10 protein-coding genes and 1 pseudogene are annotated in these 12,178 nt (G+C 57.5%); all 11 read left to right on the forward strand.

Annotation, left to right across the window (positions count from 1 at the left end; genetic code table 11):
* Positions 1-10 precede the first annotated feature (10 nt).
* The 11 genes and pseudogenes from NKJ01_RS02885 (at position 11) to NKJ01_RS02930 (ending at position 12,176) form a co-directional block, all read left to right on the forward strand.
* Entirely contained in the window at positions 11-802 is a 792-nt protein-coding gene (locus tag NKJ01_RS02885) for a conjugal transfer protein (RefSeq protein WP_352725895.1), read from the forward strand.
* A 212-nt stretch (positions 803-1,014) separates the two neighbouring features.
* Entirely contained in the window at positions 1,015-2,100 is a 1,086-nt protein-coding gene (locus tag NKJ01_RS02890; protein WP_352725897.1) for a type IV secretion system protein, read from the forward strand.
* Positions 2,101-2,218: 118 nt separating this feature from the next.
* Positions 2,219-2,956 carry a VirB8 family type IV secretion system protein gene (locus tag NKJ01_RS02895; protein ID WP_352725899.1) on the forward strand — a complete coding sequence of 246 codons (738 nt, stop codon included), beginning with the start codon at positions 2,219-2,221 and terminating at the stop codon, positions 2,954-2,956.
* A complete protein-coding gene (locus NKJ01_RS02900) occupies positions 2,953-3,798 on the forward strand; it encodes a TrbG/VirB9 family P-type conjugative transfer protein (RefSeq protein ID WP_352725901.1) in 846 nt (281 codons plus the stop codon). Before NKJ01_RS02895 ends, NKJ01_RS02900 begins: the two co-directional genes overlap by 4 nt.
* An 8-nt stretch (positions 3,799-3,806) precedes the next feature.
* Positions 3,807-5,174 (forward strand): type IV secretion system protein VirB10, encoded by a 1,368-nt coding sequence (virB10, locus tag NKJ01_RS02905; protein ID WP_352725903.1) that lies wholly within the window; start codon positions 3,807-3,809, stop codon positions 5,172-5,174.
* Positions 5,175-6,212 carry a P-type DNA transfer ATPase VirB11 gene (virB11, locus tag NKJ01_RS02910; protein ID WP_352725905.1) on the forward strand — a complete coding sequence of 346 codons (1,038 nt, stop codon included), beginning with the start codon at positions 5,175-5,177 and terminating at the stop codon, positions 6,210-6,212.
* Positions 6,136-9,090: a type IV secretory system conjugative DNA transfer family protein gene (locus NKJ01_RS02915; protein ID WP_352725907.1), complete on the forward strand. Its 2,955-nt coding sequence runs from the start codon at positions 6,136-6,138 to the stop codon at positions 9,088-9,090. The genes virB11 and NKJ01_RS02915 overlap by 77 nt, the downstream gene beginning before the upstream one ends.
* Positions 9,091-9,147: 57 nt before the next feature.
* Positions 9,148-9,264 (forward strand): hypothetical protein, encoded by a 117-nt coding sequence (locus tag NKJ01_RS36375; RefSeq protein WP_502905849.1) that lies wholly within the window; start codon positions 9,148-9,150, stop codon positions 9,262-9,264.
* Between the two features lie 500 nt (positions 9,265-9,764).
* Positions 9,765-10,142 carry a hypothetical protein gene (locus NKJ01_RS02920; RefSeq protein WP_352725909.1) on the forward strand — a complete coding sequence of 126 codons (378 nt, stop codon included), beginning with the start codon at positions 9,765-9,767 and terminating at the stop codon, positions 10,140-10,142.
* Positions 10,143-10,268: 126 nt separating this feature from the next.
* A complete protein-coding gene (locus tag NKJ01_RS02925; protein WP_352725911.1) occupies positions 10,269-11,705 on the forward strand; it encodes a multicopper oxidase family protein in 1,437 nt (478 codons plus the stop codon).
* Positions 11,706-11,736: 31 nt separating this feature from the next.
* Positions 11,737-12,176, forward strand: a pseudogene (locus tag NKJ01_RS02930) (DUF411 domain-containing protein).
* The last annotated feature ends 2 nt before the right edge of the window (positions 12,177-12,178 follow it).

The raw sequence follows: 12,178 nt of genomic DNA on the forward strand, positions 1-12,178 counted from the left end.
GGATAGGCAAATGAAGAAACTCATCATAGCAGGCGCATTGAGCGTTCTGGCGATGTCGTCGGCATATGCGCAGGTCCCTGTTACGGACGCTGCAAATATAAAAATCAACCAAGAAATCCAGAGGCTATCGGCTCAGATCCAGCAGGATACGTCGGTCGTCAAGCACAACACGACAAAAACCCTGCAGGCAATTACCGGTGACCGTACCCAGGACGCCAGTCAGTTCGCATCGCTCGCCACCGGCAACGGGTTCAGCATGGGCCAAGCCCCGGGCTTCGATAGCATTCTGTCCGGCAATTCTGCGGTGTTCGGGGGCATCGGCGGCCAGTTTCAGAACGCTGCCGCGAAGCTCATCAATGGGCTCAATCTTGTGAAAATGGTCACCGATACGGTGAATGGTGGGAGCCTGTCAGGCGCCAATCAGGCCTATTCGCAGGGTATCAACGCGCTGACGACGATGACGGCCCTGACTGATGCTATGAACGCGGCGTCAAAGGATCGGCAGAATTCCTTTATGCAGGCTACTGAGCAGATTGGCACGGCGAAGGACCTCAAGGGTGCGCTGGAGCAGAACACGCAAATGGTGCTTCAGGGGAACCAGACCGCCAATGAGGCTGTCGGATCGCTCAACAACCAGGTCATGCTGCTAAATCAGCAGTACAAGGCAGGGTTGGCAACTTCGTCACAGAATTTGAAAGTTTTTGCACCTCTTCCTGAGAGCGTCCTCCGCAGTGGCAGCCAACAAACGCAGGGATCGTCGGTACGTGATCAGTTGAAGGCTTTCGAGGATCAGAATCAGTGAAGGTTGCTCTTACTTTGATACTAGCCTGCGTGGCTCATAGCGGCTGCGCAGGCAAATATGAGCAGTTGGCAAAATGTTCGGCCGATGAGAATCCTGTGCCGAGCATGGCCTACGACTCGGAAGCTGAAGAGGCAGGGGATGTATTTTTGGCTGTGACAAATGAAGACGATTGCGGTCCCATTAGGCCTGTAAATCCATTCTAAGGGGGACCGATGGACGCGGTCAGCTATGCAGTCAACTTTTATGGCGACGCGCTGAGCTATTTCGACAAGATCAACGTGGCCTCGTTGGAGAGAGCCTGGGGACTGTTCGCCGAGAACGGGAATTTGATCTCTGCCATCCTGGCGCTGTTCTTGATCCTATATTTCTTGTGGGGAGCGCTTGGGCTTTCCAGCGTGACCTTGCAGGACATGGCCATAACAGGATTTAAGGTTGCATTAGCATACGCGCTAATCATGTCGTGGGCGATATTTTACGACAACATCGCGCAGTTTATCTTGGAAACTCCACAGCAGTTGGGATCAGCTATATCGTCTGCGATGGGCGGAGATGTAGCTGGAGAGAATTTGGCGCAGCAAGTCTCCGGTATGAGTTTTAAGATCTACAATTTCACGATGAAGCTATTTAACTCCTTCGAGTCTGGAATAATGCCGAATGTGACGGGTGCTGTTATTGTTTTTATCGTGTTCTGTTTTGGTCTATTGCCAATGCTCCTGATTCTGACGGGAGTGACGCTTTTTGCTAAGATGATTACAGCTATAATGTTGGCCGTCGGTCCTATTGCGATCCTTTGCTACTTCTTTCAGATCACGAATTTCGTCTTTGGTGCCTGGGTGAGAGGAATTGCCTATGGCATGTTCATGCTCCTCTTCACCTACATCATGGCAGGCCTGGCTTTCGGCTTTCTTGCTGGAATGATGGAGACGGTGAACGATAGCATGGCAACTAAGGAGAATGCACTTGCGATCGCGATCGCCATAGTTCTCTATCTTGCGATCATTTCCTATTTCATTCTGCAGGTGCCGGATTTCGCAAAGTCTTTTGCATTTGGTGCGGCTATGAGCGGTGTTTCCGGCGGTGGGTATGTGCCGGAACTCTATCGCGGTGCTCAGAGCAGACTTTCGAAGGGTAACAGCAGAGCGGCACAAGCGGCAGGGGTGGCGCTTGCAATGGCCGGAGGGCCAAAGGGTGCCCTTTTGGCAACAATGGCTGCCGGAGGGGCCGTGGGGCGAGGCGCCGGCGCCGGTGCGGGTGCTTTGGGTCGGATGCTCACAAACAGAAGGCGTAGCGGCGGCTAGATAGCCGTTATTGCCGTTAGGCATTAGAACCCCTTTCTTGCACTGGAGTGTAATTTCTGGTGCATGCGATTGAATCACCTGCATAAAGTTTTGATTGGGGACATATGAGGTTTGGAAGGTGGCGTTCTTTAAGAAGCGGCAGAGCGAGGGGCCAAGCGATCAGGTGCCAGGTCCGCAAGAGACTTATAATCAGCATCTCTCATGGGGCGAGAAGAACAAATCACTGAGGACGCTGATCGGCCTCATTTTGCTGTTCTTCGCCGCGGCTGGTTGGGCGGTAGCGGGAATTTTGTCGTTCTCAGTCGCGCAACTATTCCCACTGGTGCGCACCGAGGTCGTGCCCCTCATCGTCGATAAGAACACCGGCTATATGGAAACCGTGACCACGCTCGAGAAGGACCGGACAAACGTCGCTGAAATGCAGGCTGTTCGAGCCGCTTTTGTTGGCAATTATGTGATCCGGCGTGAGACCTACGATCCACGTTACCTTTCGGACAACTTCGACATGATTGCTCTCTGGTCCGAGCCGGGCTCGAAGGCCTTTAAGGACTATGAGGATTCGATTAATCCATCCAACCCGCGGGGGCCGGTGAAGACTTTGGGATCAACCGGTGAAATTCGCCCGGAGATCCTTTCCGTCAATCCTCTAAACGCCAACACCATGAATGTGCGCTTCGAGACGAGAGAGCGCCAGCGTGGTGGCGAAGTGGTGAACAGGTGGTCTGCCACGGTTCGCTACAAGCAGATCAATTTGCAGGCAAGCAACAGGGTGAGGCTTTACAACCCACTCGGTTTTGTCGTGACCGAGTATGTGAAGGTGCCAGAAAACATGCCTTCCGGGTTGGTGGGTCAATGAAGACAACGACGACTATCCTCTTGAGCCTGCTTTTGACGACATCAATGGCTCATGCAGAACTGGTTGCTCGGCCTGGCCGCCTCGATCCGCGGGTGCGGACATTGCCCTATTCGTCAGAGCAGGTTTTTTTGGTGACGGGGACCTACGGGATGGTGACGACCATCCTGTTCGGTGCTGATGAGGAAATCACCCAGGTCGTCGCCGGCGACACAGTGTCATGGCAGATACTGACATCAGCAAACAGGCGGTCGCTGACGTTGAAGCCTATGGAAAAAGATGCGCCGACGAATTTGTCGGTGGTCACATCCAAGCGGACCTACTCCTTTGATCTTCGCGTTAACGACACCCGCTCGATGCACAACCAGACTTACAAGCTGCGCTTCACCTATCCCGAGGACGCAGGACTGAGGGGCACGGCGGAGATGTGGAAGCAGGCACAGGACGCCCAAAAGAACCCTAATATCCAGAACATCCGCCGGGATAAGGTCAACTACGACTACGGCTTCAAAGGCGGTGATTCAGCCAAGCCTTTGTGGGTGTTCGACGATGGGCTGAAAACCTTCATGAAGTTCACTGGTGACGTTCCAGCGATTTTTATCGTTGACCGGAAGCGACGCGAAAGCCTCGTAAACTACCGGAGGGAAGCGGACTACATCGTCATTGATATAGTTTCGCGGCAATGGACGCTGCGCTACGGCACAGAGGAAGAAACTTGCCTCTTCAATTTGCGGACCGCACCGGCCGACGCGCCAGCGCCTATCGAAGGCGTAGTGGGTCCTAAGAGGATTGGCAAAGGCGGATCGCGCAGCGGCCCTCTCCAACCGGAAACTCGATCAAGGTAGGGGGCAAAATGTCCGATTCTCACTATCATTCGATCGAAGGCGATACAGCGATCGGCAGTCCAGTTAGAAAAGCTGGCATTGGCATCATGCGGCCGGTTGCGGTAGTTGCCGCGATCGCGGGCGTAGGTGTCGTGCTTTACTTCCTTTTGTCCGGTGGCGAGGACGCGCCGATCGTCGATACAACGCCGCGAGAGGAGTTTCAGCCGATCCAGGCCCCGAGGAATGACGGGTTTACGACGCCAGCGCCTCCACCGTTGCCGACGGTGCAGGTTCCAGAGGCCCCGCCTCCGCCACCGCCGCCTCCACCGGCCGCCGTGGTTCCGGCAGCTATGCCGGTAGCGACGTCGGCAGACGTCGATTGTTCTAACGGCAACAATCCTGAACATCCGAAATGCGTCGAACTTGCTCGTCAAGCGAAGTTGCTCGAGCGTGTGCGTTCGTCATCCATGGTTTTCGATCAGTCCGATCAAACCAACGGAGCAGCTCAGGCGACAGCAAACGGGCAGGGTGGCTTTGGCGGTGGCGAGCCGTCTGCCGCTGAAGGACAAGCTGCAGGCAGTGGCGGTGGCGCTGTCGACAATGATCGCGCTTTCCTGAAGGCCATGGGCGGGCAGGGTGTTGAAGTCTCAACGGCGACGGAAAATCGCCGCACCGATGCGTGGATCCCGCAAGGAACGATGATCCGTGGCACGCTTGAGACGGCCATCAATTCGGACCTGGCCGGCATGGTGAAGGGCATCGTGCGTGAGGACGTCTATTCGTTCGATGGTCGCCGCATTCTGATCCCGGCAGGCTCGTCACTGATCGGCGACTACAAGTCTGGCGTTGAACGCGGGCAGGAGCGGGTTTTCATTGTGTGGACCCGCATGATCCGTGGCGACGGCGTGTCTGTGCAGTTGGGCTCGTATGGTACTGATCGGCTCGGCCGCTCGGGCATGACGGGCAAAGTGAACAAAAAATATTGGGAACGCTTCGGCCCGCCAGCGTTGATGACGATGATCGGCGGCGCGGCGCAATACGTTGCCTCACTTGGCCGGCAGGAAACGCAGTACGTTACGATCGTCAACTCGGACGGTTCAGTCACGCGCATCCCACAGGATAACGGGGACAGTTCCCAAGACCGGGCGCGAGAAATCGCGGCTGAAACGATCGCGTCAGGGATTCAGCAGATGGCCTCTGAAGCGTTCGAAGACACCCGTAACATCCGCCCGACGATCCATATTGCACAAGGATCTGACATCACTGTTTTCGTCACCCGTGATTTGGACTTTGCGGACCTTTATCCCGACCCGGTGCGGGAAGAGTACGAGCGGCTTCTGCACCAGAGGAAACCGCGGAACAGTGCTACCCGCGTAGCCAAACGAGACCGTCTATAAATGAACGCACGTCCGACGATTTCGGCTGAACAGCACTTTCTCTCGGAAGCGCTAGAGCCAATCAAGACTTTTCTCGATGATCCGAGCATCGTCGAGATTTCGTGCCAGCGTCGCAACGAAGTGTGGCTTGAGCGTATTGGCAAGCTGGCGATGGAAAAGGTCAGCGTTGAAGGCCTCGAGCAGGATGCCATCCGCCATATGGCGTCTCGTGCGGCGTCCTTTACCAAGCAGAACATCAACGCGGAAAAACCCCTGTTGTCGGCAACGCTCGTCGATGGAGAGCGTGTGCAGTTCGTCTTGAACCCAACTTCTGCGACCGGACATGCCTTCTCTATAAGAAAGCAGTTCATCCGTCACTTCGACCTTGACGACTATGAGAAGGCGGGCGCCTTCCGATTCACCAAGGTGACAGGCGACGACTACATCGATGATGTGGATGTCGAATTGTCCAAGCTTTTGCGCGCCGGAAGGGTGAGGGCCTTTCTTGAAATGGCGGCCATCAACCATCGCAGCATGCTGATCTCCGGCGGCACCTCAACGGGTAAAACGACGTTTCTCAACACCATGCTGACCGCGATTCCGAATAGCGAACGCTTCGTGTTGATGCAGGACACGCCCGAGCTCGAGCCACGCCAGGAGAATGTCGTCTCACTGCTTGTCTCGAAAGGGGGGCAGGGCGAAGCGCGCGTGACAATGACGGATCTGCTGGCGACCGCGCTGCGTTTGCGGCCGGATCGGATTTTTATGGGAGAGTTGCGTGGCGAAGAGGCATTCGACTTCCTGAATGCGATCAATACTGGTCATCCGGGGTCGATGTCGACCATTCACGCCAATTCGCCCCATCATGCTTTTAATCGGTTGTCGACGCTGGTTTTGAACAGCAATGTTCGCATGGAGCGTGATGATATCATTCGTTACATCCGGTCCATCATTCCAATCGTGGTGCAGTTGAAGAAGAGCGATGCTGCCGGCGGCCGCGGCGTCAGCGAAGTTTATTTTGCCGATGAGGTTGACGAAGATGGCAAGCGTGTACACTGACATGGAGATTGTCCGCCCGAAGTGGACGGGCCTTCAGAAAGTTTCCTTCTTCACTTTCCCGGTGGCGATCGTCGCGGCGATCTTGTTGTGGCTTGCCTTTTTCACGCTCATCTATGACCTCTATGTGACGTCGTTCGGCACGGCCTCCTTCTACGACTACCTCTCTAAAGCGCCATTTCTGGACGGTGTCCGATACACCTGGTCGATCATCGGCATCCGTAACACCTTTGGCTTGTCTGTTCTTGCGTTTGTGCTGGCAGCGCCCTTTCTCTTCGCGTGGCTTTGCCTGTGGATGCTGAAGGGTGGAAGGGCGCTTTCGCGCAAGATTCTTTATCTCGTGCATGTGCGATCGATGTTCAGCCTGATCGCTAACACGGCGCTAGTTTTCGCGGCCGCCTATGTCGGCGTGATCGCTTATGGCATCGGTTTTTATCTGGTCGCGACGAAGTTTGGCAATAACGCTGCCGCGGCCGAATATTTTGGCAATCACCTCGCGGCCATGTACCAGGCGCCCTTTGGCGCGATTGATGCCGCCGGCGCCTATCAGCGGCCATCGCGTCAAACGGTATTGGCTGCACTGGCGGGGCTTGCAGCGGCCGGCGCTCTTGTAGGCTTTCCAATCGGAGCGGCGGTGCAGAAGCGTCAACGCATGATCATGGGCAAGGCCCGTCTCGCGACGTTGAAGGATGCGGCGGATTTCCGGCTGCGCGACAAGCACGGGATCGTGCTTGGGCTGAAGCAGGGGCTGTTGTTGCGCAATGACGGCGACCAGCATGTCATGGTCATCGGCTCGCCAGGGCAGGGTAAGTCGCGCAGTTTCGTGATCCCGACGATGATGAGCTTTCAGGGCTCCCAGTTCATTCTCGATATGAGTGGCGAGCTGTTCGAGGAAACCTCCGGCTACATGAAAGACAAGGGGTACGATGTCTATTTGCTGGCGCCAGGATCAAAGCTCACTGACGGCTACAATCCGCTCGATCTGATCAGCAAGGACCCAAATCAGCGGATCACCGACCTTCAGAAGCTGACGCAAATGCTGCTTCCGGAGCGTCTTCGCTCCGATTCATCGGATTTTTGGGAGGAAAGCGCCCGTATCCTCATGACAGCCATGTTGGGTTTCGTCCTCGAATGCCCGGATACGCGAAAATCATTGAGTGAGCTCTATCGCATTCTCAACTCGATGTCGGACGAGCGCAAGGCGATCGTGCAGCTGCTCGAGAACTATGAAGACATTCTCTCCGACCAGACCCGTATGCAGCTGACCAAATTCGCGGGCCGGCATGAAAAGCTCGGGGAGGGCATCGCGGCCGAGATCGTCGGTAAGCTCAATTTCCTGCAGAACCCTCTCGTCGAGGCCTTGACCTCTATTACGACGATCCCGGTTGATGCCATCCGGAAGCGCAAGATGGTGATCTACGTGCAGGCCGACTGGAATGCGATCCAGATCTATGAGCGGCTGATCTCGATCTTCATCCAGCAGATGGCGGACAAGCTGGTGCAGATGGGAAAGTTGCGGGACGGTGAGCATGAAGTTCTGATGATGCTCGACGAGTTCGGAAATGGCGGCCGCATCGATACGGCTCTGACCCTTGCGCCATTGATCCGCAAAAACGGCGCGCGCTTCGTCTTTATTCTTCAGGACGGCGCGCAGCTCGAGCGGCTATACCAGAAAGCTGGCCAGAAGATCCTCATGGGAGCTTCAACCATCAAGCTCTATATGAACTTCCAGAACCACGAGGACGCAACGGCGGTCTCCACGACGGCCGGCAAGACGACGGGATGGATTGACCAGTCGTCATACACGCATCGTCATGGCCGGCGCGATCGCTCCGTTTCAAAGGTGCCGGTGGCCATCGATCTTCTCCCTGTCAACACGCTGATGATGATGAAGCCTGAAGAAGCCATCCTGCAGGTGACCGGCATGCCAATCATGAGGATTATGAAACTGGATTCGGGCGGCGAACGCATGTTCTCGAAGGTACGTAAGTTCAAGCCACTGACCAAGCCGCGCATGGAGCCGGTAGAATGGACCGTTGCGGATACCGTCAAATTCAACGACTCTCGGCCTGTTGCGAAGACGACGGCGGGAGGCGAAGCTAAAGACCGGCGTGGCAGGGCTGGAATGGGAGAGGTCGATTTCGCATCCGTTGAGCGGCCACAGAACGCCCATGAGGTTCGCTTCTCGGTAAAGGATGGTATCCGCCAGGTGTATATCTCATCCCTCGATGAGCTACGCCATCGCCTTGATCTTGATGAGAAGCGTTCAGCCGGTGTTACGGAAGAGGATTCGCGGAGGGAGCGGCAGAAGGAACAGCCGCCTCTGCAGATCGCAGGCGCAAACACGGCACCCCTCAGCCATAACGACAAGCGTCCTACAATCGGCGGTGAGTCGGAATTCGATACGAACCCGAGCCGGAAGAGGCGCCCACTTAGCGAAAGGAATTCCGGAGATTCGCGCCCGCTGAATAATGTCATTGAGCAGAGCCCACTCCGGGAGACTGGCGAAAAGGACGGAGCCGACGACCTAGAGATCGACCTGGAGAAGCTCTATCGTAACAAATATGCCAGCATCCTTAAGAAGCAGGATCCTGTTCGGGAGCGGCATCTGGCGCGCGAGGATGCGCCAGATATGCAGGTCATTCGTTCGCCAGTGCTTCGGCGGCAGGAAGTCCGCGACGCGTTTGATTCCGACGTCACCGCCTTTAATCAGGTGATTTTCGACAGTGTGAATGCGGCCAGCGAGGTCGACGCTATGGACTTGAATGCTGACGTTGATCTGATGATGCAAAAGCTATCGGAAAGAATGTCCGACGAAACCTCACGCCGCTATCTCGAGGAATATGCAGAGATGGCGCGTGATCCATTGGCCGAAGAATAGGTCATCAAGGTTGGATGCGATATTTGTGCCGCTGGCCACGATAGCTACGTTGGAGATATCGAGGAAATGGACGAGCCGCGGGACGAGCTCGCACGTATAGCTGAGGCTTACGGCGATCGAGACTTTCTAAGCTGGAGATCGTTGCCTATTTGCATTCGCTTGGCCGGTATCTAGATGTTGGGTCATCGGCAACTCACTGGAAAGAGGCGAAAACCATAATTACGTAGCAATATCAATCGGTTGCCGGTCGTTCCATAAGCCATATTATGCAACTTTAGATAGATTAGATAGATTGTAGCAGGGCCCTTCAATCCCTCGGAAGTATCCGCGAGCGGGTCGGCTATAGCCTGCAAATGTTCTTGGGAAAACGAAGCCATAGCACCCCCTCTGATCGACGACCGAAACTGTTGTCACTCCCCTCGTGGTAACGCACCTGTCACAGGGCATGTGCAGATCCTTGTCCGCCGCAGGTCACGTCAGACACGACTTCGACCTGGCTTGGCTGGATGGTCTCGAATTCGACGCGTCATCCCTGACAACGAGCAGTGGGTTCAACATGCTTCGAGCGTCCTGGGCCGTCTCGATGTCGCAGCAATGGAATCCGACTTGCAAAAACCGCACTTTGAGGCCAGCTTGAACGCATGATGGCACGGTTGTCGCCAAGACATGTCTTCGTGTTGCTGCTCGCGGTGTTCGCCACCGTTAGCGCGAGCGTGTCTGCCGGGCAGGCCAGCACTATGGCGGTGAGCATGACCGTGGCCTCCGAAGCAGGCATGGCCATGACTTCCGAAATGGGCATGGGCATGATGTCCGATACGGGAGCGGCGGCCGACAGCGATTGCAAGGCATGCCTGAAGGACGCGGGCGACAACGGAAATCCGATGCACTGCCCGCCGACCTGCATTGCTCCGGTCCTCGCGGTGCTGCCGCTCGAGTTCGCCGCGATGACCGTGATCCGGGCACCGCTGCCGTCGGCGCTGCCAGCTCCATTCCTTCACGGGCGAAGTTCCCTGCCCGACCCATTCCCTCCCAAATTTACGGATCTCGTCTGACGCAGTTTCAGCCGTCCCGCGGCTGATTTCTGGCGTTTGATTTGCCGCGGGCACTTTGCGCCAGCGAGCACCCACCAATTGACGTCGAGAGGCTCGCCGTCGATCGAGATCGCAAGGGGATTGAGGGTGAGTACCGATTTCAGTCATTTGATGTCGCGCCGCGGCTTCGTCCTTGCCGTGGCAGGCGCTGCCGCATCTCCCCTCCTGCCGCCCGCACGGTCAAGGGCATCGGCCATCGATGAGCGCCGCATCACGGTGGCGCCAGGTCGGGCCCGGATTAGCGGTCCGGATGGTCCGCAAACTCCGGTGTGGGCCTATGGCGGCACAGTCCCCGGCCCTACCCTTCACCTGCGCCAGGGCGAGCCTGCCCGCATCACCGTCGAGAACGGGCTGGACGAGGACACGACGGTCCACTGGCACGGCATCCGCTTGCAAAACGCCATGGACGGGGTGCCCGGCCTGACACAGCCGCCGATCAAGTCGGGCGAGAGCTTTGTCTATGAGTTCACGCCGCCGGACGCGGGCACCTTCTGGTACCATCCGCATGCTGACAGCCTCGTGCAGCTCGGCCGCGGCTTGGCCGGCGCCCTCATCGTCGAGGAGGCGGAACCCGTTGCAGTCGACCGCGATCTGCTGTGGCTACTGCAGGACTGGCGGCTTGCAGCGGACGCTCAAATCGCCCCCGGCTTGGGCAGCGCGATGGATGCGGCGATGTCCGGCCGCGTCGGCAACGTCATCACGATCAACGGCACCGTGCCCGCTGACCAGGGCGTGAGGGCTGGCGAGCGCGTCAGGCTGCGGCTGGCCAATGCTTCGCTTGCCCGCATGATGGCGCTGCGCTTCGAAGGCCACCGCCCGGTCGTTGTGGCGATCGACGGCCAGCCCTGCGAACCGCATGAACCAGATGGCGGCCGTCTTGTTCTTGCGCCTGCCATGCGCATCGACGTCGTGATCGACATGCAGGGCGATCCCGGCAGCCACCATCAGGTCATCGACGACTTCTATGACGGCCTCGCCTACACGTTGACTGCTCTCGCTTATGACAACGCGCCGCCGCTGCGGACCCATTCTCTCGACGCGCCACTTGGCCTGCCGCACAACCCGTTGCCGCAACCCGACATCGCCGAGCGTCAGGAGATCGTGCTGCAGGGCGGCATGATGGGCGGCGGCAAGCTAGCCGGCGTTGGCGGCATGATGGGCATGGGAATGATGGGCATGAACGGCGGCGCGGCATGGGCGATCAACGGCATGTCGATGACCGGCGACGGCCATGAGGGCATGACGCCGCAGTTCACGCTGAAACGCGGCGTCACCTGCCATCTCACCATGCGCAACGTAACCGCCTGGTGGCACCCGATGCACGTCCACGGATTCAGCCTGTCAGTCATTTCGCGAAACGGTGCGCCGATGCCGCATCGGCAATGGCAGGACACGGTGCTGCTCGCCCCCAAGGACGTGATCGAGTGCGCCTTCGTCGCCGACAATCCCGGCCTCTGGATGCTGCACTGCCATGTCGCCGACCACCAGATGGCCGGCCTGATGACCGTGTTCCGCGTGACCTGAGTTTTTCGCCAATCAACCAAGGAGAACTGCAATGAAACTGACTTATTCCCTCGCCGCTTTCGCGCTCGCGATCGCCATGCCGCTTCCGGCCGTCGCGGCGACGATCGAAGCGGTGATGTACAAGAACCCGCAATGCAGCTGCTGCGAAACCTACGCCGCCTATCTCGAACAGAACGGCTTCAAGGTCGACATCGAGCCGGTCGACAACCTGTCGCAGATCAGCAGCGACGCCGGCGTGCCGGCCGACCTCGAAGGCTGCCACACGCTGATGGTCGACGGCTATGTCGTCGACGGGCTGGTGCCGGTCGACGTCGTGAAGAAGCTTCTGACGGAGCGGCCTAAAATCACGGGCATCACGCTGGCCGGCATGCCTGCAGGCGCGCCGGGCATGGGCGGCGAGAAGGACGGCGCCTGGACGATCTACGCCTTCCCAAGGACGGCAAGGCGCCGACCGTCTACGCAACGGAGTGAGA

Origin of the sequence: Mesorhizobium sp. M0276, from assembly GCF_040321755.1 — a bacterium.
Classification (GTDB): Bacteria; Pseudomonadota; Alphaproteobacteria; order Rhizobiales; family Rhizobiaceae; genus Mesorhizobium.

Coding starts and splice junctions, on each gene's coding strand:
- NKJ01_RS02885 (WP_352725895.1), top strand. CDS start 11: ATGAAGAAACTCATCATAGCAGGCGCATTGAGCGTTCTGGCGATGTCG.
- NKJ01_RS02890 (WP_352725897.1), top strand. CDS start 1,015: ATGGACGCGGTCAGCTATGCAGTCAACTTTTATGGCGACGCGCTGAGC.
- NKJ01_RS02900 (WP_352725901.1), top strand. CDS start 2,953: ATGAAGACAACGACGACTATCCTCTTGAGCCTGCTTTTGACGACATCA.
- virB10 (WP_352725903.1), top strand. CDS start 3,807: ATGTCCGATTCTCACTATCATTCGATCGAAGGCGATACAGCGATCGGC.
- virB11 (WP_352725905.1), top strand. CDS start 5,175: ATGAACGCACGTCCGACGATTTCGGCTGAACAGCACTTTCTCTCGGAA.
- NKJ01_RS02915 (WP_352725907.1), top strand. CDS start 6,136: ATGCTGCCGGCGGCCGCGGCGTCAGCGAAGTTTATTTTGCCGATGAGG.